Source organism: Sphingopyxis sp., from assembly GCF_035998965.1.
GTDB lineage: Bacteria > Pseudomonadota > Alphaproteobacteria > Sphingomonadales > Sphingomonadaceae > Sphingopyxis.
The window spans coordinates 12,628-36,554 of the sequence record NZ_DASYHE010000055.1 but is presented as its reverse complement, the minus strand read 5'-3'; the positions used below and the strand labels follow the sequence as shown (position 1 = coordinate 36,554).

Annotated in this window: 15 protein-coding genes; 7 read left to right on the top strand and 8 right to left on the bottom strand. The window is 65.2% G+C overall.

Translation table 11 applies throughout. The annotated features are described in order from the left end of the window. The 7 genes from VGN68_RS10020 to VGN68_RS09990 all read right to left on the bottom strand — a co-directional run bounded on the left by VGN68_RS10020 (nt 1) and on the right by VGN68_RS09990 (nt 5,108). Entirely contained in the window at nt 1-918 is a 918-nt protein-coding gene (locus VGN68_RS10020; protein ID WP_327476331.1) for an MBL fold metallo-hydrolase, read from the bottom strand. 383 nt (nt 919-1,301) lie between these two features. Beyond that, complete coding sequence (locus tag VGN68_RS10015; RefSeq protein WP_327476290.1) at nt 1,302-2,975, bottom strand: M56 family metallopeptidase; 1,674 nt, start codon at nt 2,973-2,975, stop codon at nt 1,302-1,304. Continuing rightward, a complete protein-coding gene (locus VGN68_RS10010; RefSeq protein ID WP_327476288.1) occupies nt 2,972-3,340 on the bottom strand; it encodes a BlaI/MecI/CopY family transcriptional regulator in 369 nt (122 codons plus the stop codon). The genes VGN68_RS10015 and VGN68_RS10010 overlap by 4 nt, the downstream gene beginning before the upstream one ends. Nucleotides 3,341-3,765: 425 nt before the next feature. Further along, entirely contained in the window at nt 3,766-4,050 is a 285-nt protein-coding gene (locus VGN68_RS10005) for a hypothetical protein (RefSeq protein WP_327476286.1), read from the bottom strand. A 118-nt stretch (nt 4,051-4,168) separates the two neighbouring features. Further along, nucleotides 4,169-4,498, bottom strand: coding sequence for a Grx4 family monothiol glutaredoxin (gene grxD, locus VGN68_RS10000; RefSeq protein ID WP_088441239.1), 330 nt, complete (start codon nt 4,496-4,498; stop codon nt 4,169-4,171). Between the two features lie 45 nt (nt 4,499-4,543). Next, nucleotides 4,544-4,777, bottom strand: a complete 234-nt coding sequence (locus VGN68_RS09995; RefSeq protein WP_293703916.1) for a BolA family protein — start codon at nt 4,775-4,777, stop codon at nt 4,544-4,546. A 4-nt stretch (nt 4,778-4,781) separates the two neighbouring features. Then, nucleotides 4,782-5,108 carry a DUF1476 domain-containing protein gene (locus VGN68_RS09990; protein WP_293703918.1) on the bottom strand — a complete coding sequence of 109 codons (327 nt, stop codon included), beginning with the start codon at nt 5,106-5,108 and terminating at the stop codon, nt 4,782-4,784. A gap of 210 nt (nt 5,109-5,318) precedes the next feature. On the opposite strand from VGN68_RS09990, the gene VGN68_RS09985 reads away from it, so the two are divergent. The 7 genes from VGN68_RS09985 (at nt 5,319) to VGN68_RS09955 (ending at nt 22,914) form a co-directional block, all read left to right on the top strand. Beyond that, on the top strand, nt 5,319-8,417 hold the full coding sequence (locus tag VGN68_RS09985) for a CHAT domain-containing protein (protein WP_327476284.1): 3,099 nt from the start codon (nt 5,319-5,321) through the stop codon (nt 8,415-8,417). A 4-nt stretch (nt 8,418-8,421) separates the two neighbouring features. After that, the gene (locus tag VGN68_RS09980; protein WP_327476283.1) at nt 8,422-10,509 is read left to right on the top strand and encodes an adenylate/guanylate cyclase domain-containing protein; all 2,088 of its coding nucleotides are present in this window, start codon (nt 8,422-8,424) and stop codon (nt 10,507-10,509) included. After that, entirely contained in the window at nt 10,496-11,254 is a 759-nt protein-coding gene (locus VGN68_RS09975; RefSeq protein WP_327476282.1) for a hypothetical protein, read from the top strand. Before VGN68_RS09980 ends, VGN68_RS09975 begins: the two co-directional genes overlap by 14 nt. Before the next feature lie 184 nt (nt 11,255-11,438). Beyond that, complete coding sequence (locus VGN68_RS09970; protein ID WP_327476280.1) at nt 11,439-13,259, top strand: ShlB/FhaC/HecB family hemolysin secretion/activation protein; 1,821 nt, start codon at nt 11,439-11,441, stop codon at nt 13,257-13,259. Between the two features lie 30 nt (nt 13,260-13,289). Then, nucleotides 13,290-20,357, top strand: coding sequence for a hypothetical protein (locus tag VGN68_RS09965; protein WP_327476278.1), 7,068 nt, complete (start codon nt 13,290-13,292; stop codon nt 20,355-20,357). Nucleotides 20,358-20,413: 56 nt separating this feature from the next. Next, nucleotides 20,414-21,856 (top strand): cysteine--tRNA ligase, encoded by a 1,443-nt coding sequence (gene cysS, locus VGN68_RS09960; protein WP_327476276.1) that lies wholly within the window; start codon nt 20,414-20,416, stop codon nt 21,854-21,856. Between the two features lie 113 nt (nt 21,857-21,969). Continuing rightward, complete coding sequence (locus tag VGN68_RS09955; RefSeq protein WP_327476274.1) at nt 21,970-22,914, top strand: D-2-hydroxyacid dehydrogenase; 945 nt, start codon at nt 21,970-21,972, stop codon at nt 22,912-22,914. Nucleotides 22,915-23,058: 144 nt separating this feature from the next. Here the strand turns inward: VGN68_RS09955 and VGN68_RS09950 are convergent, their stop codons facing one another. Further along, the gene (locus tag VGN68_RS09950; protein WP_327476272.1) at nt 23,059-23,907 is read right to left on the bottom strand and encodes a phosphodiesterase; all 849 of its coding nucleotides are present in this window, start codon (nt 23,905-23,907) and stop codon (nt 23,059-23,061) included. Nucleotides 23,908-23,927: the final 20 nt, after the last annotated feature.

Genomic DNA, 23,927 nt, shown 5'->3' with positions numbered 1-23,927 from the left:
TCAGGCCAGTTCCCATTCGTCATCGCGCTCGCGCACCACGCCGCGGGCGCGCAAGTCGAACAGATGTGCGAGCACCGAGCGACCGGCGGCGCCGGTCAGCCGCGGGTCTAGCCCTTTGTACATATGCGCGACCATGGCGGGGATGACCCGGGTGCCCTTTTCCAGCTCGCGCAAAATCTGTCGCTCGCGCTGTTTGCGGTGGCCCAACATGCCGCGAACCAATTGCCGCGGCTTGGTGACCGCGGGGCCGTGCGCGGGATAATAGACGCGATCCTCGCGCTCATACAGCTTCGACAGGCTGGCCATATAAGCCGCCATGTCGCCGTCAGGCGGGCTGACGACACTGGTCGACCAGGCCATGACATGGTCGCCAGTAAACAGCGCGCCGCTCTCGACCAGCGCAAAGCAGAGATGGTTCGATGTGTGCCCCGGGGTCGCGACCGCTTCGATCGTCCACCCGTCGCCCGCTATGCGCTCGCCGTCGGTCAGCACGCGGTCGGGCGCATAATCGGGATCGAACGCCGAATCGGCGCGCGGGCCGTCGTCGCGCAGCGCCAGCGGCGCGCAGCCGATGATCGGAGCGCCCGTCGCGGCTTTCAGCGGCGCCGCGGCGGGGCTGTGGTCGCGGTGGGTATGGGTGCACAGGATTGCGGCGACACGTGCATCACCAACCGCGCGCAGAATCGCATCGACATGCCCGACGCCGTTGGCGTCGGCAGGGTCGCCCACGCTGAAACCGCTGCCGGTCGGCCCCGGATCGATCACTGCAACATCGCTGCCCGCACCGACAATCCAGGTCTGGGTGCCGGTAAAGGTATAGGGCGACGGGTTCGGCGCCAGGACGCGGCGGACCAGCGGCTCATGCTGCTCGCAATCGCCGGCGCGGATGCTGTCGGGCCAGGGCTTGTCTTCGCTCATGGGTGTCATGTGGCACTGCGGGCGCCCGAACGAAAGGGGTGGCGGCGATCATTTGGCGATAATGGCCGGTTGCGTACCTAAGCGATCCTCCCCCAACGGGGGAGGGGGACCAGCGAAGCTGGTGGAGGGGCACAGGCGGTTTGCCTTGCCGTTGACACGGCGGTCGACGGCAACATGCGGAGAAATGGGCTCCTCAATCTAGCGCAGCATAAACATCCTATGCCCCTCCACCACCCTTCGGGTGGTCCCCCTCCCCGTGCCGGGGAGGATTGGCACCATCCGCCGCTCACCCACACGAAAAAGGGAGCGGTCGCCCGCTCCCTTCCCCGCCCCTGCCGCCAGCCCCACCGGGGAGCAAAGGCTGGCGCCGAAGCTGCTCGGACCTAGTGGTCCGATTTCTCGATATCGGCGATCGCCCGTTCCAGGTCGGCGGCGACCTTGGCGCGCATGTCGTCGGACAGGCCGCGGGCGCGTTCACCCTCGACAAAGGCTTCGCGCGCTTTTTTCAGCGCCGACAATCGCGCCGCCTTGCCTTCGGCGCTGTCGTTGCAGGCGAACATATGGACGCGGGTGCGCTTGTTGCCATCGGTCTCGTCACGGTTGACGATCGGCGCCGCTTTTTTGCTGTCGCCGCACTTGCCGAGCACCATCGTCTGGCCATGCATGGACGACCAGGCGCCATTCGGCATCGGCGGCATGGGCGGCATCGGCGGCATCGGCGCCAGCACCGTCCGCATCCGTGCCTTGCGCTTCGCTTCCAGCTTGTCGGCGATCGCTTCGGCCTGCTGGCCGGTGACCCCCTGTTCCTTCAACGTTGCGAGCACATCGTCGCGCGACAGGCTGCCCGGCATGCGGACATCAATGCGGCGCAGCTTGTCCTTGCCGTCGGCGGGCGCAAACATCACCGTCGGCGCCTTGCCCGCGTCGGCGTTGTCACGGCGGATGACGATGCGATGCACTTCGCGCTTCTTGCCGTCCTTGTCGGTGGTGACGTCCTTGCTATGGTCGGTGAAGACCATGACGCTGGGCGCATCCGGGGCGGCGGGCGCATCGGCGGGCAGCGGCGCCTCGGGCGGCAGCGCCGGCGCGGGCGGTTCGGCCATATCGACCGTCTGCGCGGTCGCCGTCTTCACCCCCGCCGGTACCAGCGTCGCGGTCGCCGCCAGTACCGCCAGCGTTGCCCCGCCGATCAGCAACCGGCCCGCCAGCCCGCGCTGTTTCGAAATATCCCTCCGCATCAACATCGTCAGCCTCTCCTGCAAATTGTCGTGAACCGCCATCGGCGCGGCGAGCGACAGCCGCGATCCCACCGCAGCCTTGGCGATCGCGGTTGCATAGCGCGCCGTCCGCTCGCCGCGCATGTCCGCGTCGGCCATCGTCAGCACGCGCGCATCGCACGCTGCCTCCTGATCGAAGCGAAAGGCGCGGATCGCGCGCCAGGCAAAGGGGTTGAACCATTGCGACGCCAACAGCACGAGCGCCGCGGCATTGGCCCACAAATCGCCATGCCGGTGGTGCGCCAGCTCGTGATCGACGGCCAGCGCGCGCTCGTCAGCGGCATAGCGGGCAAAGAAATCCTGCGGCACCGCGACGATGCGGTGCCACAGACCAAAGGCGACCGGACCATCGACGGCATCGCTCATCACCAGCCGGATCGTCCCGATCGGCTCCAACTCGACCGCTTCGTCGAGAACCTCGGCGCGAAAGCGGCGATGCGACAGCAGCGCCATCGCGAGCACCGCCGCCATGCCCATCGCCCAAAGGACAAAGACATAAGGCACGGCATCGGCGAACGACCAGGTGGGGGCGGCCGGAACCATCATCGGCGCATCGACCGCGACCAGCATGACGTCGGCGCTATCGGGCGCAGGAACCGGATCGGCGAAGGGCAGCGGCGGCAACACCAGTCGCAACGCCGGGATCAGCCACAGGCTATACGCCAGCCGCGGCCCGAAATGGCGCGCAAAGGGCTTGCGGATCAGCAGCACCGCCAGCACGAGTAGCGCGGTCGAGAGCATGGTGTCGCCCCACACCTGCATCCATGTCGCGGCGCTCATGACTTGAGCTTCCGGAGCAGCGCTTCGATTTCGGCGATGTCGGTGTCGGTCAGCGCCTCGCGATCGGCGAGATGCGCGATCAGCGGGCTGACGCGGCCGCCGAACAGGCGATCGACAAACCGCTGCGATTCCTCGCCAACGGCATCGGCGCGTTCGATCGCGGGGCTATAGAGATAGCGGCGGCCGTCGGCCTCGGCGTGTACCGCGCCTTTCTGGACCAGCCGCGCCAGCAACGTCTTGACCGTCGCCTGCGTCCAGCCATTGGCCTTGCCGATGCGGGTGGTCAGGTCGGCCGCGGTCTGCGGGGCATCGTCCCATAGGGCCGACAGCACCTGCATCTCCGACTCGCTTGCTCTTTCTGCCATCAGAACCCCTCCCATTGGCACCGCCTAACTGCGATGCGACTACAAATGTAGTCAATGGGCTGAATGGTCGATGAACGAAGCTGAACGCCCCAACGAGACAGGTGGATCGCCAATGTGTCGGAATTTTTGACAAGCTCTGACGGCGGTAAGGAATCGCTAACCACCGTGTCCCGCCCATATCCTTCGCTACGCCAAATTGGCACGGCGATTGAATAGGTTCAGATGTTCCCGAGTGTTCCGCTCAAATGGAGCGGTGGGGGGCATCGGTCTGGTCCCTGATGCCCCCTGCCCCCACCGGGAAATCCCCACTTGCCCCCGATGCAGACGGGGGGCGGAGCGGCCGAAAGGCCCCGCCCCCCGGAAGCTTTACCTTTCATTTTCGGCACAGGCCGAAGGCTGAAAACGACAAATTGCGGACGGAATCGTTAAATGCGATTGCCGACCGCTTCGAAATGCTCTTCGCTCGTCGTCCCTGACCCCTCGTCGTAAAGATAAAGCGTGACGGGACATTTCTGTTGGCTAGCCCAAGCTACGGCTTGCTGGACCGATACGCCCTCCAATTGCTCGTAATCTACGACAATCGATACATCGGTTTCAGGCGCTTGGTCTGCATCAGAACAACTATTGTCGTGTTCTAAGGCTTCGATAATCGCGTTCACAGCTTTCCAGCGATAAACCCGCTTTCTTCGATCAACGATGTTCCAGATCATGGCTTACGGCATAATGTAAAGGGGACGCCGCCGCCAGCGATGTCCACTCCCCCACAACAGACAAACAAAAGCCCGCCGGAACGCACGCTCCGGCGGGCTTGTTACATTTGCGCTCGGCTTATTCCGCCCGCGCCGGAATCCCGGTCATCAGCGTATGCAGCTCGCCCGCTTCCCACATTTCCATCATGATGTCGCTGCCGCCAACAAACTCGCCCTTCACATACAGCTGGGGAATCGTCGGCCAGTCGGAAAATTCCTTGATGCCCTGCCGGACTTCCATGTCCTGCAGCACGTCGACGGTCTCATATTCGACGCCCAATCGGTCGAGCATCGCAATCGCGCGCGACGAAAAGCCGCATTGCGGGAACAGCGGCGTGCCCTTCATGAACAGCAGCACGGGATTGTCGGCGACCAGCTTGGCGATGCGGTCATGCGTGGGTTCGGTCATAATCGTCTCCGGTGGCGCCTTGCGCCAGAAATTAGATGCTGGCTCCTATGAAGGAACGGCGGTGGTCAATTGCAAGGCATGAAGTTCGCCGCCCATGCGTCCGCCAAGCGCCGCATAGACCGCCTTGTGCTGCGCCACCCGCGTCATGCCGCGAAAGGATTCGCTGATCACATGCGCGGCATAATGGTCGTTATCGCCCGCCAGATCGGTGATCGCGACCTCGGCATCGGGAAAGGCCGCGGCGATCATCGCCCGCAAATCATCGGCGCGCATCCCCATCGGATCAGCCCTGACTGTCCATAAACTGTCGCCGGGCCTCGACCGCCTTGTCGTTCAGCGCGGCGCGGATTTCGGCGTCGCTGATCTCCACATTTGCGGCGGTCAGATCGCCCGCCAGTTTGCGGATCACGTCCTCGTCGCCCGCTTCCTCGAAATCGGCTTGCACCACCGCCTTGGCATAAGCGTCGGTTTCTTCGGGGGTCAGTCCCATGCGCGCGGCGGCCCATTCGCCGACCAGCCGGTTGCGCCGCGCAGTGATGCGGAACTGCACATCCTGATCACGGGCAAATTGCGCCTCGAAGGCGCGTTCACGATCGTCGAATCCGCTCATAATGTCCTCACGGGTTTGAAACTGTCGCCTTGCAGATAGGTGGCGCGCCCGACGGGCGCAAGCAAGCTGTGCCGCTGATCACTTCCCTTTTATCCGCGAAGGGGTTAGGGTTCATGCCAAGGGAATGGGTCGTACCGCAGCAATGAAGACTGCGCCTTGCCGCCAATGCGTCGGCAGGGCGCCTCTCGCCTTGTGTTTGGGGGATTGGTGATGACCGTTCGACGTCCGTTTTGCCTGCCGGTACTGGCAGCGCTCGTGTTTGCAGCGCCCGGATCGGCGCAGGCGCAAAGTACCGACCCGACGCTGCGCGACAGTTTTTCGATCGGCGATCAGGGCGGTTCGCTGTGCGCGGTGCAGGCGACTGTGCGCGACCGCGTGATCGACGGCATGTTCGACCGCGCCTGGGTGATCCTGTGCCGCGACGCCAGCCAGCCGGTCGGATATGTCCGTATGCTCCGCGCCGGCCACGACGCGGCGAAAGCGCGCATCGAGCGCGGCCGCGCCGACACCGTCATCTGCGCCGCCGACGGAATTTGCACGGTCAAGGACAGCAGCGTCGTTTGGCAGACGCGGATCGAAAGTGACGGCAACACGGCCTATACCGTCGAGGGCTTCGCTGCCTACAGCGACGCGCTGAACCTCGCGCTCGAATCGATCCGGCAGCGCAAGGTCGTCCCGGGTGTTATCAAGGTCGCCACCACATCGGTGGGGGCGAACGATGGTTTCGCCCGCACCCTGGCCGGCGCCATCGACGTCGACAAGGCCCTGGCCGAGGGATATCGCCGCAACCACAGCGGCGATTATGCCGAAGCCGCCGAATTCTTCGAATCCCTGTCGCGCCGCACGCAGGGCGATCAAGCGGCCGCCGACATCGATCCCACCGAATTCACGCTGAACCGCGCGCTGCAACGTTCCAACCTTGGCGAGTTTGGCGAGGCCGAGCGGCTGTTCGCCGAAACCGAGGCGGTGCCGACCAGCGACCCCGTGCAGTTGCGCCTGCGCCGCAACTTCCGCGCCATAAACGCCTTGAACCAGCGGGATTACGACGGCGCGGCCGAGTTGTTGCAGCAACCGATTGCCCCGCTGACCAACGCCATCACCGTCGAAGGCGCCAGCGTCACCCTCACCCCGACGATCGTCGCCGGGGTCAACAGCGGCAGCACCGCGCGCGCCGTCCAGCAAGGATCGGATCGCGAACGGCTGACCCCGCTCGAACGCGCGCAGATCATCGACGCGCAGGCGGTTCATCTGCTCGGCACCGTCGAGCGGCTGCGCGGCAATGGTGCGGCGGCCAAGGCGGCGCAGATCAAAGGCCTGTCCGACGCGCTCGCGGTACGCGAAGGCCGCGTGACCTCGATCATCCGCCTGCGGTCGCAGATGCTGGGCGAACTCGCGCTCGCCGAAGAGGCACTGGGCGACATCGCCGCCGCCGATGCGCGGTTCCTCGAGTCAGTGAGCGCGCTTGCGGTTGAATATCCCGAAACCAACGCGCTCGCCTCGGCGCGCGCGCGTTACGCCGCCTTCCTGACCCGCCATGGTCAGGACGACAAGGCGCTGGCGATCTACCGCGAGGTCGTCACCGCGCTCGCCGGGTCGCAGCGCTCGACCACCGGCATGGCGAACATGATGGCGCCCTATTACCGCCTGCTCGCCAGCCGCGCCGCGACCGATCCCACCGCGGTCAGCGATTTCTTCGTCGCCAGCCAGTTGCAGGTTCGCCCCGGTGTTGCAGACACGCAAGCGGTGCTGGCGCGCGAATTGTCGAGCGGCAGCGACGATGGCGCGCGGCTGTTCCGACAGGCGACCACGCTGAATCGCGATATCGAGCGCGCCCGGATCGAGGATGCGCGGCTGGCGCAATTGCCGGTTTCGCCCGAAATCAATGCGCTACGTGCCGATCTGAAGACCCAGCTCGACAATCTGTCGTTCCAGCAGGCCGAAACGATCGTCGCGCTGGGCGCCTTTCCGCAATATCGCGTCGTCGCCCCGGGCAAGCTCGACCTGCCGGAGCTGCAACAGGTGCTGCGCACCGGCGAAGCCTATCTCAAGATGCTGGTCGTCGGCGATTCGGTCTATGCCATGCTGATCGAGCCGACTGGCGCGCAGCTGTGGAAATCGGACATCAGCGCCGCGGCGCTCGACACCGCGGTCGATACGATCCGCTCGACGATCTCGATCGTCGAAAATGGCCGCCGCGTCACCTACCCCTTCGACGCCGCCACTGCGTACAAGCTGTATGGCCAGTTGTTCGCGCCCGTCGCGGCCAAGCTGCCCACGGTGGCGCATCTGATCTTTGAACCCGATGGCGGCATGTTGCGGCTGCCGATCAACCTGTTGATTACCGCAGACACCGGACTGGCCGCCTATGAACAGCGGTTGATCGACCCCAACGCCGATCCGTTCGACATGCGCCAAATGGCGTGGCTCGGGCGCACGACGCGCCCCAGCACCGCGGTCTCGACGCTCGCGTTCCGAAATGCGCGGCAGGCGGCCCCGTCAAAGGCGGCCAATCAGTATTTCGGGCTCGGCGAGAATCTGCCGATCAACGGCACCACCCTGCCCTCGCTCGGCAGCCGCGGCGCGGCGGGCGCCGCCGTTGACAGCGATTGCCAATGGGACGTGTCGCAATGGGCGCGCCCGATCTCGGCCGACGAACTGGTGACGGCCAGCAACGCCATGGGCCGCGATGCCGCAACCCTGCTTACCGGCGGTGCTTTTACCGACACCGCGGTGAAAAGCCGTACCGATCTTGACGACTATCGCATCATCCATTTCGCGACCCACGGCCTCGTCACCGCGCCGCGCCCCGCCTGCCCGGCGCGCCCGGCGCTGGTTACTTCGTTCGGGGGCGATGATTCGGACGGGCTGTTGACCTTTCAGGAAATCTTCGACCTCAAGATCAACGCCGATCTGGTCATCCTGTCGGCCTGCGACACGGCGGGCGCGGCATCGGTCGCCGCAACCCGCGAAGCGGGCCTTTCGGGCGGCGGCAATGCCCTCGACGGGCTGGTGCGCAGCTTCATCGGCGCCGGCGGCCGGTCGGTGATCGCCAGCCATTGGCCCGCACCCGATGATTTTGACGCGACCAAGCGCCTGATCGGCGGCCTGTTCGGGGTCAATCAGGGGACCAGCGTCGCCGACGCGATGTGGGGAACGCAGATGCGCCTGATGGACGACAAGCAGACGTCGCACCCCTATTATTGGGCGGGGTTCGCGATCATCGGCGACGGCGGCCAGCCACTGCTGCACGGCGGCAGCGCGACCGCTGCCGCGCCAATCGGGGAGGTAGCAGGCCGCGCCGCCCGCTGAGTCGATGACCCTGACCAAAACCGCAACACCCGGGGCCGATCCGGCCGCGTCGGATAGCCAGCGGGCCGTGGTCCCGCTGGGCAAGCGGGTGCGCCGCCTGGTCATGCAGCTTGGCCCGTCGCGGTTGGCGGCGACGATCCTGTTCCTGATCATCGCGATCCTGATCGCCCGCTTCAGTTGGCAGATGCCGCTCATCGATGCCGCCGAACGCGCGCTGTACGACGCCCGCGCGACCTTGATGGCGCCGCATGTCGAACAGGACAAACGCATCGTCCTGGTCACCTATAACGACGAAACCCTGTTCAACACCGGCATACGATCGCCGCTCGACCGCACCCTGCTCGCCAACGCGCTGGGCAATATCGACCAGATGGGCGCCAAAGCGATCGGCATCGATATCGCGTTCGATTCGCCGCGCCCCGACGACGAGGTGCTGAAAACGCAGTTGCGCGCGATGACGACCCCGACCTGGCTCGCCTATGCCGAGCAGGCGAGCAATCCGAACACGATCTTTTACGAACAGCAGAAATTTCTCGAAGCCTTCATCGCCGACGTTGCGACCGCCAAAACCAAGCCGACCAGCGTGCTGTTCCAGACCGACGACGACAGCGTGATCCGCAAATGGCCCGGTCGACCCAAGAATCTGCCGCCGCTGATGTCCAACGCAATGGCGCCGGTCGATCCGGCGCACGCAACATTTCGCGGCAATATCCGGTTCCTAGTCCCCGCACGCGCCGCAAAGGGACAGGAAGAACCGGTTTTTGCCAATATCCCGATCGACACCTTTGCGATGCCGATGGACGCCGACATGCGCGCGGGCTTTTCCGAGCTGGTGAAGGACCGTTACGTCCTGATCGGCGGCGACATCATCGACAACGACCAGTTCAACACGCCATTGAGCCGCTTCACCGATCCGATCACCGGCCAGCATGAAACGATGATCGGGCTGGAGGTGCACGCGCATATGCTGGCGCAGCAGCTCGACAAGGCGTGGTCGCGGCCGCTTGCAACGCCGGTGCTGTGGATCCTCGCCGTCCTGATCGTGCTGGCGGGCGGGCTAACCAGCCTGATCGACCTGCGCGCGCGCTGGGTGGCGCTCGCTTTTCTGGGACAGATGGCGTTCTTCATCGCCTTCCCCTTCTGGCTCCACGGTCGCGGGGTCGATACCACCACGCTGCCGACCTTTGGCTGGGCGATCGGTTGGCTGTTCGGCTATGCCGCGGTCGGCACTGCGGCGCGCACCGTCGGGTCGCGCCAGCGCGCCTTTGCCCAGTCGGCGCTCGGCAAATATCTGCCCGCCGACGTCGCCGCGCAGATCATGCGCGATCCCGACCAGCTGTCGCTCCACGGCGAACGCCGCAATATCTTTTGCGTCTTCACCGACCTCGAAGGCTTCACCAAGCTCAGTCATGCAGTGACGCCGGAGACCGTCGCGCGGCTGCTCAACGAATATCTTGATCGCCTCTCCGACATCGTCCTCGACCATGGCGGGACGATCGACAAATTTGTCGGCGATGCCGTTGTTGCCTTTTGGGGCGCGCCGCTCAGCCGCCCCGATGACGGGCCAAAGGCCGCAGCCGCCGCGCTCGCCATGTATGAAGCGGGTGAGAAGTTTCGCATCGACATGGCCGAAGGCGTCCCGCCGCTCGGCATGACGCGCGTCGGGCTGCACGTCGGTGACGCGATCGTCGGCAATTTTGGCGGCGAAGGGCGGATCCAATATACCGCGCTCGGCGACGCCATGAACACCGCCTCGCGGCTGGAGGCGGCCAATAAGGCGCTCAAGACTGGCGTGCTCATCTCGGCCGAGGCGGCGGCGCGCGCCGATCGCGACGATCTGATCCCGATGGGGCGCGTCACGCTGCGCGGCCGCGCGCAGCCGGTCGATGTCCTGACGTCGCGCCCCGACCTGTCGATCGAACAGCGCGCCCGCATCGCCGCGCTGGTTGCTGCGCACAGCGCGGGCGACAAAAAAGCCTATGTGATGGCCGCCACAGCGGCGGCGACCGAATTTAGTCAGGATGCAGCCATCAAGTTCCTGATAGAACGCCTGAACAATACCGAAGAAGGAGAAAGCTATGTCCTTTCCTGATCTGCCGAAGCGCCGCTTGAGCCTTGCCGCCGCCGCAGCCGTCGTGGCGATCGCCGTCGTCGGCACCGCCGCAGCGCAATCGATGGTCGTCCGCTCGACCGGGCCGTCGGCGGCCAAATATCCGACCGGCGCCAAGCTGAAATCCACTGACAAACTGACCCTGGTGTCAGGCGACAAGGTGGTGCTGATGCAGGCGGGCAAGACGCGCACCCTGTCCGGTCCCGGTACGTTCGGCGCCAATGCGACGATCCAGACCAGCCAGTCGATGAGCGGCACGGTCACGCGGATGCTGGCCAAGGGGCCGACGATGCGCTCCCGCGGTGGGTTTTCGCGTGGTCCGAACGATCCCGTACCGGTCGAATCGCGCGCCCCCAATCTGTGGCTGCTCGATTATCGCGAAGGCGGCACCTTTTGCGTTGTCGATCCTGCGACCTTGATGCTGTGGCGCCCGAACATGGAAGGCGACACCGCGCTGGAAATCGAAAGCGCCGGCAAAAAGACGACCGTCGCAATCGTCGATGGCGCCAATTTCCGCAAATGGCCGACCGACGTGCTGCCCGTGCAATATGGGGTCGATTACCGGCTGTCCGGCGGCGGCCTGACCGCACCGGTTAACGTGCGCTTCGCAGCGCTGGAAAATGCCCCCGACACCGCCGAAGGATCGGTCAATATGCTGATGGCCAAGGGCTGCACGCCGCAGCTCAATCGCCTGGTCGATGCCATGTCGGATGCCGAAACAGGTTGAGATGAACGGATTCGGGCGGGCATTGAACCCGGTCGAGCCATCTGATAACGAATAAAAGAAAATCTGCTGATCTAGCGGCAGAATCTTTCCTTGGGTCGAACAATTCGCGCTGCCGGTTTCCGGCAGAGCCATAGAAATTTAGGCACCGCGCTTTCGCGGTCGCGTTCGTGCTCAAGGGGTGGTGATGATTACGGGGGATTTGGGACATATCGCGCGCGTGCGGCCGAAACGGGCTGCACTGCGCCGGACATTGGGCTGTTCGGCAGGATTGATCGCCTTCGTCTTGCCCACCGCCGCGCTGGCGCAGGCGACGCCGCAAATCCCGACGCGCGAGGAAATTCAGCAACCGACGCTGGCGCCGCTGACCCCGCCCAATGAACAGGTCGTATCCGCCGACGACAGCATCGAACGCGCGCCCTGCCCGCTCGCCAATCCCGAATTCGCCAATGTCCGTATCGCGCTGCGGGGCGTCGAATTTTCCAGTGTCGACGGCATTGATTCGGCGATGCTGGCGCCAAGCTGGTCGGACAAGGTCGGGCAGGATCTGCCAATTTCGGTTGTCTGCGACATCCGCGATCGCGCGGCGACGATGCTGCGCTCCAAAGGCTATCTCGCCGCAGTCCGCGTCCCGCCGCAGACGATCGACGACGGCATCGTCCGGCTCGACATTCTCGCCGCGCGCATGACCCGGATCGAGGTCCGCGGCGATGCCGGTGCCAACGAACGGCTGCTGCAACGCTATCTCTCGCGCCTCGACGACCAGCCCGTGTTCAACATCGTCGATGCCGAACGCTATCTGCTCCTGGCACGCGATATTCCGGGGATGGACGCGCGGCTGACACTGCGCCCCGGCAGCGCGCCAGGCGAAGTCGTCGGCGAAGTCACCGTGGCGCGCACCCCGGTGCTGTTCGATTTCAACGCGCAGAATTTCGGCTCGCGCGACGTAGGGCGCTGGGGCGGGGTAGCGCGGGTCCGCTTTGCCGGACTGACCGGCATGGGCGACCTCACCACCGCCAGCTTCTATTCGACCCCCGATTTCGACGAGCAGCAGGTCGTCCAGCTGGCGCATGAATTTCGCGTCGGCGGCGAAGGGCTGCGCTTTGGCGCCAGCTATACCTATGCCTGGACCCGGCCCGACATCGCGGCGTTCCCGATCAAGTCAGAAACGCAGATCGCCAGCCTGTTTGCATCCTATCCGGTCACGCTGACGCAGGCGCGGCGGTTCACCATCGGCGGCGGGCTCGACCTGATCGATCAGGACATCGGCCTCGGCGGGGTGCCGATCAACCGCGATCGCTTGCGCGTGTTCAACCTGCGCGCCGATGCGAGCTGGATCGACCCTGCCTCGGTCGCCGGCCGCAGCGGCTTCAGCCCCAGCGAACCGCGCTGGGCGCTATCGACCTCGCTGGAAGCGCGGCAGGGGGTCAATTTCTTGGGCGCCAGTGATGACTGCGGCCCCGGCGGCGCCACCTGTTTCCTGCCCGGCGCGGTGCCGCTGACCCGCGTCGAGGGCAAGCCCGACGCGTTCCTGCTGCGCGCCAATGCGCTCGCCGAATGGCGCCCGCACAAATTATTCACGCTGTCCGCGGCGCCGCGCGCGCAATGGGCGAGCGATCCGCTGCTCGCCTATGAAGAATTTTCGGGCGGCAACTTCACGGTCGGGCGTGGATTCGATCCCGGTACGATCATCGGCGACAGCGGCGTCGGCGTCGCGCTCGAAGCGCGTTACGGCTCGTTCGTCCCCGCCAATACCAAGGCGTTAGCTTTTCAGCCCTTTGCCTTTTTCGACGCCGCCTGGGTGTGGAACAAGGATGCCGCGTTCAACGGCCTCAATCCGCAGAAGCTTTTTTCGGCGGGGGGCGGTGTGCGCGTTGCTTATGGCGATGTCGCACGGCTCGACGTGACGATGGCGGTGCCGCTTAACCGCGGCGGTTTCCTTGCACAAAAGCCGGACCCGCGTTTGCTGGTGTCACTGACGACCCAATTTGGCGTGAAGGCGCGCTGACCCATGACGAATTCATCGAGGACGACTGACATGCGTGCCACGGCCAATATCGCACCGACCCGTCTGGGCAAGCGGCGCCTCCTTGAAAGCTGCGCCATCATGGCGGGCCTTGCCGCGCTCGCTCATGGCGGGCCAGCGATGGCACAGGTCGCGGGGTCTGGCACTATTACCGCGCTGCCCGGCGGCACGACGACCGGCACCGGGGTAAACCCGACGACGGTCAACACCACCGGCGCGCAGACGATCATCGACTGGACGCCGTCGAACGCGCCGGTCGGCGGCATCATCGATTTTCTGCCCAGCGGCAATACGCTCACCTTCACCGGGACCGGCCAATATATCGTGCTCAACCGCTTCGTGTCGGGCGCGGGCCTGCCGATCGCCGATCAGATTGCGATCAACGGCACCGTCAACGGCATCGACTTTGCCACTTCCGGCGGCCGCGGCGGCAACATCTGGTTCTACAATGCCGGAGGGATCCTGATCGGAGCAACCGGGGTCATCAACGTCGGCAGCCTGGTGCTGACGGCAAACGATGTCCTGACCACCGGTGGCCTGCTCGGTCCCTCGGGCGAAATCCGTTTCCGCGGCGCTGCGGGAGGGACGTCGAACGTGACGGTCGCGGCCGGCGCAGCAATCAACGCCGACAACCCGTTTGATCCCGGCAGCAGCTATGTCGCGCTGGTCGCGCCGCGAATTGTGCAGGCGGGCGCCGTCCGCGTCGATGGCTCTGCGGCCTATGTCGCTGCCGAACAGGCCGATATTCGCATCAACAACGGGTTGTTCGACATCAATGTGCTGGTTGGCGCCGAAGGCGGCAACGTCATCACCCACAGCGGCACGACCACCGGCCCGGCCCACCAGCAGGGCGATATCGATCAGAGCCGCATCTACATGGTCGCCATTCCCAAAAATGACGCGGTGACGATGCTGGTGTCGGGCCAGGTGGGCTATGATGACGCGGTGACGGCGCAGACCGACCCCGATGGTGCTGTCGTGCTGTCGGCCGGCTATAATGTCGTCAATGGCCAGATTGACGGAAGCCCGGTGGGCAACGCGGCGGCGAACATCACCGTCAACGATACGATTTTCCGCAGCGACACGACGGCGCGCGCCAGTGGCGCTTTCCTGGGCCAGCCGTTGAGCACAATCCCGTCCGGCCCACTCACATCTGCCCCTCCGCCACAGCTTGGCCGGATAACTGTCCAGGGCAATGCGCTGTTCATCGGTGACGCCGGAGCGACAATCAACGTCAACGCCGGACGCGCGGTTTCCGCAACGGGCGATATGATCGTCCGGTCGGGGGGCAATGCTGCCGGACCCGGCACCGCGGCGGTTAATGTCACGGGCGGCGCCTTTGGCGTGCTCGGCGATCTCGTAATCGAAGCTGGCGGTATCGTCGATGGCGTCACGGGCGACAGCGAGGGTGGCAACGCAGGTCTGGCGATCAGCGGGGGAGCTGCGCAGGTTGGCGGCCTGGTGACGATCGCCGCCAACGCCATCGGTGGCGACGTCTCCACCCAAGGCTCAACCGGCGGCAGCGGCCGGGCCGGGTCTGCATCGCTCGTCCTGACCGGAGGTACGTTCACGGCGAGCGACATTACCGTTAGTGCCGACGGCTTCGGCGGCGACGGACTTGGAACGGGCGGTCTGGGCATCGGGGGAACCGCCACCATCGACCTGCTCGGCGGCACGATCGACGTGGCCGACCTCATCGCCTCGGCCTCCGGGACAGGCGGCCAGGGATTGGCCGGCAACGACGGAGAGCCGACCAACATCATTCCGGGTGGCGTCGGCGGGGTCGGCGCTGGCGGCCAGGCGGCGATCAATATCGATGGCGCCACCGTCCAGGCGAGCCTGGTTGCCGCCTACGCGTCCGGCCAGGGCGGCGAAGGGGGCGCCTTCAACAATATCTTTTCTTTCAGCGGCGTCCCCGGCACCCCGGGCGATGGTGGCACGGGGAACGGCGGCAGCGCCGCCGTCAACGTGGCGAGCGGGACGCTCGACACCGGCAGCCTGATTGTCGATGCCGCTGGCATCGGCGGTCAGGGCGGCAGCTCATTCTTTTCCAGCAGTTCGGGCAGCAGCACCGGCGTTGGTGTCGGCGGAACGGGCGGCACCGGTCAGGGAGGCGTCGCAACGCTGGCCCTTGCCACCGCTATCGACGCCGGGTCGGTTCAGGTGGCCGCCCGCGGTCAGGGCGGCGCAGGCGGGTTGCACAATGTCGGTGGCAACGGCGGCGACGCCGGGGGCGGACTGGCGCAGATGATCGTCAGCGGCTTCAATGCCGGCCTGTTCTTTATGAACCTTGATGCCAGTGCCACCGGCGGCAATGGCGCAGCGGGGCGCGACGGCAACGGCGGCAATGGCGGCAGCGCGGTTGGCGGAACGGCCAGCGCCGTCGCCGAGGGCACCGGCGGACGGTTTGAAGCCCGCGGTATCGTCTTTGCAACCGCCGGACGCGGCGGCAATGGCGGCGCGGGCGGACTGGCTCCCTTTGCCTCGATCACCGCCGCGCCGGACGGTGGCGACGGCGGCAATGGCACCGGTGGAATCGTCGAACTGTTCGCGACCGACGGCGGCGTGATCAGCCTGACTCCGGGAAGCAGCGGCCCCCAGACGCTGGGGAGCAATGGCTTTGGCGGGATTGGCGGCCAGGGTGCCAACCATTTCGGCGCTGGTCGCCAGTCGGGTGATGGCGGCGATGCGGGCGCGGGGAGCGGCGGCGTTGTCCGCTTGATCGCCGACGGCGGCACCATCACGACGACGCAGGCGGTGACGATCACGGTACAGGGCGTGACGGGGTCCAGCGGGGGTGGGGGGACCGGATTCGGCGGCGCCACAAACGGCGTGGCGGGCGCATCGGCCATCGCCAGCACTGGCGGGCGTGCCGTGCTGGAATCGGCCAGCGGCGGGCTGATCGCGCTCGGCAATACGATCATTGACGCCGATGGCGATCTGGCAGGACGCATCGAATTGCGCACTGATGAGAATGCATCGAGCAGCATTGCCTTTACGACGCTCGCAGCCAGCGCGCTCGGCGAAGCCGCGCCGACCGGTGGCAACATCGAAGAAGCCTTGACCGGCATTTTTGTTGCCGTCGATGGCGGCGCCATTTCCACGACCGGCGACGCGACGCTGGAGACGGGAAGCGCAGTGGGCGCCCATGCGCGCAGCAGTGGCCGTTTCAGCGTTGGCGGCAACCTGTTGATCGAAGCGGGCGAACGCTTTGACGTGCGCCATGATGCGCGAAGCGGCACTGCGGCGACGATAGGCGCTACCGGTGACTTTACCATCACTGCACCACAGGGAATTTTCGGTACCCCAGGCAGCCTGCTGGGCGCCGGTGGCGATTTGACGCTGTCGGTCACGGCGGGACCGATCCAGGTCGATGCGCTCGATTCGGGCAATGACATCGTCATCACCGCCGCGGGGGCCGTTTCGGTTGAACATGCCGAAGCGGTCAATGATTTCACCGCCAGTGGCGCCAGTTTCCGCACCGGGCTGAATTCGATCATCACCGGCGGCGATATCCTCATCACCTCGCCCGGCGCGGTCGACCTGGGCAATTCGACCGCGGGCGGCTTCGTTCAGGTCAATGGCCAGTCGATCCTGTTCAACAATATCGATGCCGGGGCTTCGGTGTCGCTGACCGCGACCGGCAACGCCGTCGGGGCACAGGGCATTAGTGGCGGGTCGATCGATGCGGGCGGCAACATCAACCTCAATGCCAGCCTGATCGCCATAAACGGCACATTGTCGGCGGGCGGATCGCTGTTCGCCAACGGCAGCGCTGGCCCGGTTGCCATCGCACTGGCCAATGTCGAGGACAATATCTCGATCTTTGCCACCGGCGACATCACCGGCACCTATAATGCGGTGGGCAGTATCCAGCTCACCTCGGGCGCGAATATCAGCGCATCGGCGAACGCAACGGGCTTTGAAAGTTCGAGCAGCGGCACCCCGATCGCCGCCAGCGTGTTCATCGATGCGGGTGGCGACGTCGTCCTGACCAACAACAGCGCCACCGGTATGTTCGCGGTGCGCGCGGGCGGTGCGGCGTCGGTCAACGGCGTCAATGCCGGCGAAGATGCGCTGGTTCTGGCGGGCACCACCGCGGCGCTCACCAACATTACGGCGGGCGACGACTTGACGGTCACGGCGCCGGGGGGAATTGTCGCCAACGGCGTTGCAACGACCGGTACCGGCCCCGACAACCGGACGCTGATCTACGGCCCGTTCAGCCCGTCCGGCCCCAGTTTCTTCCAGATCAATTCTTCGCCGCCCAACCAATCGAACATCGCACTGACCGCATCGGCAGGGACGATCACCGGCGGCGGCATTGACGCGTTCGACAATCTGACGCTGACCGCTTCGGGCGCCGTGGCTACGACCGGCACGCTGGCATCGGGCCTTGCGACACGGATCGAAGGTAGCAGCATCAGCTTTGCCGCGATTGACGCTGGAAGCACCGTCGATCTGTTGGCCACGAACGCCATAACCGGCGCCACAATTGCGGCTGGCGGCGACATCAATCTGATTGGCGACAGCGTCGGACTGACCGGTGCCGTGACCGGCGACGCATCCTTCTTTGCCTTTGGCCTGGGCGGCGCGGTTGCGGTCAATCAGGCCGACGTCGCTGGAACGATCTCGATCTTTGCCGATGGCAACCTGACCGGCAGCTATGTGGCGGGCGGCGACGTCCGGCTGAATTCCAACGCCAATATCGACGTCTCGGCGACCGCGAACGGCGGCTATGTCGATGCCAACGGCGTGACCGCCCGGGGCAACCTGTTTGCGGAGGCCGCGGGGAATGTCGTACTGGCGAACAGCGCCGCGGCGCGCATGTTCGGCGTCAGCGCCGGTGGGTCAGCGACGATCGCGGGCGGCAATGCGGGCGAGGATATGCTGGTCCTGGCAGGCACGACCGCATCGCTCAGCGGCATAACGGCCGGCGACGATGTCGACGTCCGCGCAGGCGGCGATCTCACCGCAAATGGCGTCAACGCCACGGGCGCCGGGGCCGACACTGCGTTTCTGAGCTTCGTGCCGGGCAGCGGCTTTACCATCAATTCGGGCGAGGGGATCTCGGCGACCGACGGATCCGACGTCCGGCTGACGGCGGGTGGTTCGATCGGTGCGTCGGCCCTGTCGGCGGGCGATGACATTTTTGCCGCAACAACGGGCGCGATCGCGATCAACGGCGCGACCACATTTGGCCTCGGCGCCACGGGGGGCAGCAGCAACATCCGGACGCAGGGCGGCGACACCACCCTTGCAGCGCTGAATGCCTTCACCGATGTCCTGGTGACATCGACCGGCACGATGAACGCCACCGGCCCAATCGCCGCCGGGCGTGATGTTACGATCACCGCGTCAAGCGCGAATCTCGAATCGCTGGCCACCCCTGGCGGTACGATCATCGAAACGGTGAGCGCCGGAAACAACCTGTCGATTACGACGTCAGGCGACATCGTCGGCGGCCGCGTCCGCGCGGGGGGCGACCTGACCCTGACCGGCAGCATCGTGGACATTACCCGCGCCCAGACCACCGGTACCGGCCAGCTAACGCTCACCGGCGCAAGCGGCGTCAATTCCACCAACATTCAGGCGGGCGGCGCGACATTGCTTAATGCAAGCAACGGCGCTGTAACGTCGGACGGCCTGATCTCGACCGGTCCGGTGACCGCGACCGGCAACAGCATCAACCTGCGCACCGGGGGCAACATCGTCTTTGCCGTCCTCGATGCCGATGTTGGCGATGCGGTGGTAACCAACGGGTCGGGTACACTGACGATCACGTCGAGCGTTGTCGCGGGCCGGACCACGCTGACCTCGGAAAACGGCAATGACATCGTCATTTCAGCGTTGGCCGCCGATGCCACCGACATCACGTCGGAAGGCGACATCGTGATCAACGGTGTGCTGACAGCGCGCAATATCGCGCTGCGCTCGAACGACATCATCATCGCCAGCGGCGCACGCGTCGGCACGGCAGGCAGTACCGAGGGGCTGTCGATCGAGAATAACGACGTGTTCAGCCAGACATTCGTCGGCGGCACCGGCACCCGCAATGGTTTCCACCTCGATGCCAGCGAACTCACCCGGCTGTTCGGCACCGACATCGAAGTCTTTGCGCCCGAAGTCGAAGCCGCCAACAGTGCATCGGTCGGCAGCAGCGCACCGCCCGACATCATCGTCGATAGCTTCACGATCGCCGGGGGCGCCGCTGGATCGAACTTGGGCGCCAATGGCGCGCTGACCATCCGCACCCCCGGCAAGATGCGGGTGATCGGCAATGTCCAGCTGACCGGCCTGTCCGACACCAATGCGCTCAACCTGTTCGCGGACGACGCGCTGGAAGTCATATTGGGTCAGGGGACGGTACGATTGGTCAATGGCACCGCCGCTGCCGGACAGCTCAACATGGTGTCCGACGATATCATCGTCGCCACCACCGCCGCCATCAACGATGTCGGCGCGGCGACAACAACCGACGCGATCGAAGCGCGGCTCGCGCAGAATGACGGTGTGCTCCTGGACGAAGGGTCGCTGTTCGCGCGCGGCATCCGCGCCGAAGTCATTGGCGGCTTTTATGTCCAAAACAGCGGCACCGGCACCGAATTCGCCAATCGCCGCGGGCTGACTTTTGGCGGGGGCGGGCTTGACGTCCTGACCGAAGGCACATCGCGGATTGTCATCAACGGCGTTCAGATCAGCACGGATGGCCAGGTCACCGGGCTCGACACGGTGCCATTGCTCACCATCGGCGGATCGACGCCGACGGCGGGCAGCTTTGATCCGCGGTCGACCTTCAACGGATGCCTGATCGGCAATGTCGCCAGCTGCTCGGCGGTGACGTTCGATTTCGAAAACAGCTTCCCGGTACAGGATGTGATCGAAGAAGCCGCAGATGCCGAGGATGAGGATGGCAATGGTCAGAGCCTGCCGGTGCCGCTGATCACGATGCGTGACCTTGATCCGCTTAGCGGCGAACCGTTGCTCGACGATCCGGTGACCGGCGCGGGCAACGACGATCTGTGGACGCCGACGCTCGACGAATGCGATCCGGCGGGCACTTGTCCGGCGGCGGAGTGACGGCGACCAAGCGTTTCAGTTGACGCTGACCGGCCGGTCGGGGCATGGGCGCGGATATGACCGAAGCCCCTGCCTCGCAGCCGCTGATGCTGTTCAACAGCCTGACGCGCCAGCTGGAAGAATTCCGGCCCGTCCACCCCGGCGAGGCGCGCGTCTATAGCTGTGGCCCGACGGTCTATAATTATCCGCACATCGGCAACATGCGCGCCTATGTCTTTGCCGACACGCTGGGCCGCACCCTGTCGTTCAAGGGCTACAAACTCACCCACGTCATCAACATCACCGACGTCGGCCACCTGACCGACGACGCCGATGCGGGTGAGGACAAGATGGAAAAGATGGCTGCGGAGAAGGCGCAGTCGATCTGGGACATCGCGCGCCATTATACCGAGGCCTATTGGGCCGACGTCAAGGCGCTGAATATCCGCCAGCCCGCGCACTGGTCGATCGCGACCGATTACGTCCCGCAAATGATCGAGTTTGCGAAGGCGATTGCCGACAAGCATTGCTACGAGCTCGACGGCGGCCTCTATTTCGACACCTCGACGGTGACCGATTACGGCGCCCTCGCGCGCGCGAAAACCGAGGATGGCGAGGGCCGCATCGAAGAAGTCGAAGGCAAGCGCCACGCCGCCGACTTCGCGATCTGGCGCAAGACACCCGCGGGCGAGACGCGCCAGATGGAATGGGATTCGCCCTGGGGCCGCGGCGCCCCCGGCTGGCATCTGGAATGTTCGGTGATGTCCGAAGCCCTGCTCGGCTTTCCGTTCGACATCCACACGGGCGGGATCGACCACCGCGAGATCCACCACCCGAACGAGATCGCGCAGAACCAGGCGCACAGCTGCACCGACGCCAGCGGCGCGCGCATCTGGATGCACAATAATTTCCTGATCGAACGCAGCGGCAAGATGAGCAAGAGCGCGGGCGAATTCCTGCGCCTGCAACTGCTGATCGACAAAGGCTATCACCCCCTCGCCTATCGCCTGATGTGCCTGCAGGCGCATTACCGCAGCGAGCTGGAGTTTTCGTGGGAAGGTTTGGGCGCGGCGCTGACGCGGTTGAAGCGGTTGGTAATGGGCGTCGCGTCAGCCCGACAAGTCACGGACAAGAATCCGCATGGGAATGTACCCGACGATATTCGAGAAGGATTTGACCGCGAGATATCGAACGACTTAGGTACACCCGCGGCTCTGGCGATCATGGAAGTCATGCTCGGCCGATCCGACCTCGGATCAGTTCGGTTGTCCCTACTGGAGGAAATGGACCAGATATTCGGCCTCGATCTCGTGAAGCTGACGCGCACCGACCTCCGCATCCGCCCCAGAGCCGCTACCATCACCGAGGAAGAAATCGAAGCCGCCCTCACCCGCCGCAAGGAAGCGCGCGCCGCCAAGGACTTCGCCACCTCCGACAAACTCCGCGACGAACTCACCGCCGCGGGGGTCGAGGTGATGGACGGCGACCCGCTCGGCTGGGACTGGCGGCTGGAGGCGTAAACGAACCTGATAATCCGTTCGTGTCGAGCGAAGTCGAGACACCCGGAAGGAATGCACTAGACGATGGGCATCTCGACTTCGCTCGATGCGAACGGGAATGGGAGAACAATGCAATGACCAAAACCATCACCGTCCTGTCGGGACTCATCCGCCCGCTCGTCGAAAACCGCCTGCCCGATTGGGTCGAACCGCGCTTTTTCCAGTCGAAGGACGAAGCGCTCGCGCTCGCGCCCGACGCCGAAATCGGCTGGTTCGACATGTATGACAAGAAAGACATGGCCGCGGTGATCACCGCCGCGACCCGCCTCAAATGGCTGAACTCGATCTACGCCGGGGTCGACGGCATGCCGCTCGATCTGCTCGCCCAGCGCGGTACGGTGGTCACCAACGGCGCCGGGATCAACGCGATCACCATCGCCGAATATGTCGTGATGGGGATGCTGACCGTCGCCAAGGGCTACCGCGACGTCGTCCGCGCGCAGGAGCGCCGCGAATGGTTGATGGACTCGCCGGGCAAGGTCGAACTGTTCGGGTCGAAAGCGCTGCTGCTCGGCTATGGCGCGATCGGTAAGCTGATTGAGGAGCGGCTGAAGGGCTTTGCGGTCGACGTGACCGTGGTGCGTCGCTCCCCCGGACCCAACACGTTGACCCCCGACCAATGGCGCGCGCGGCTCGGCGACTTCGACTGGGTCATCCTCGCGGTTCCCGCGACCCCCGAGACCGACGGCATGATCGGCGCCAGCGAACTCGCTGCGATGAAGCCGACCGCGACGCTGATCAACATCGCGCGCGGCAGCGTCGTCGATCAGGACGCGCTGGTCGCCGCACTGAACGAACAGCAGATCGCGTCGGCCTTCCTCGACGTCACCACCCCCGAACCCCTGCCCGCCGACGACCCCCTATGGAGTCTCGACAACGCCCATATCACCATGCACCTGTCAGGCCGCGCGCAGGACAAGATGTTCGTGCGGTCGGCGCAGCGGTTTCTGGAAAATCTGGACCGCTGGCACAAGGGCGAGGCGGTCGAGCCGCGGGTGGATTTAACGCTGGGGTATTGACCCGCCGTGGGTTGAAATAATCCGTTCGCCCTGAGCTTGTCGAAGGGCCGTTCTTTCTTTTGACGCCGCAAAGAAGAATGACGGTGCTTCGACAAGCTCAGTACAAACGGATTTGGGGATCGTGCGGGTTTAACGAACGATGCTCTACGCCGGCCGTTCGGCCTTCAGCTCACGCACCAGCGGCTGCAAATTCGCATCATATTTCGCCAGCATTGTGTGCGCGCCGGCGAAGTCGTAAAAGCTGACCAGCTCGCGCCCGTTCCAGCGGTGGAGTGCATAGGCCGGGTCTTCGGCCACAATCATCGGGCGGTCGTCGGGACGGTTCTCATCGATCGGACGGAGGTCGAGCGAGACTTGCGGCGCGGTCGACGAGCAGATCGCCACCGTGCGCCCCTCCCACGCCACCGTCACGCTGCGGTGGAGGTGGCCGCAGATCAGCCCGCGCACCTGCGGGTGCCGCCGCACGACGTCGGTAAAGGTCGCCACCCACGGCTCGTCGGGATGGGTGTTCATCCACTCGATGCCGCTTTCGATCGGCGGGTGGTGCATCACGATATAGGTCGGCTTGGCCGGATCCTTCGCCAGTTCGGCGTCGAGCCACGCCGCGCGCGCATCGCAAAAGGCGCCGCCATGGCGCCCTTCCTCCAGCGTATCGATGGTCACCAGCCTGAGCTCGGGCAGCTCGATCGCATATTGGACAAATCCGTTGCCATCGTCGAGCCCGGGAAAGCGCGCATGAAAATTGTCGCGCAGATCATGATTGCCGACGCTGACCCACACCGGAAAGGGGCAGCGTGAAAAGGCGTTGGCGAGGCGGCGATAGCTGTCCTCGTCGCCGCGGTCGGTGACGTCCCCGGTCGCGAGCAACAGGTCGGGGCGGTTCGGCCCGTCGATCAGCACGTCGAGCACCTCGTCGAGCCGTTTGCGATTATATTCGGCCGGATTGTCCGGATCGAACCCCAAATGGATATCGGTGATCTGCGCGATCAGCACATCCGTCCCCTGCTGCGCCG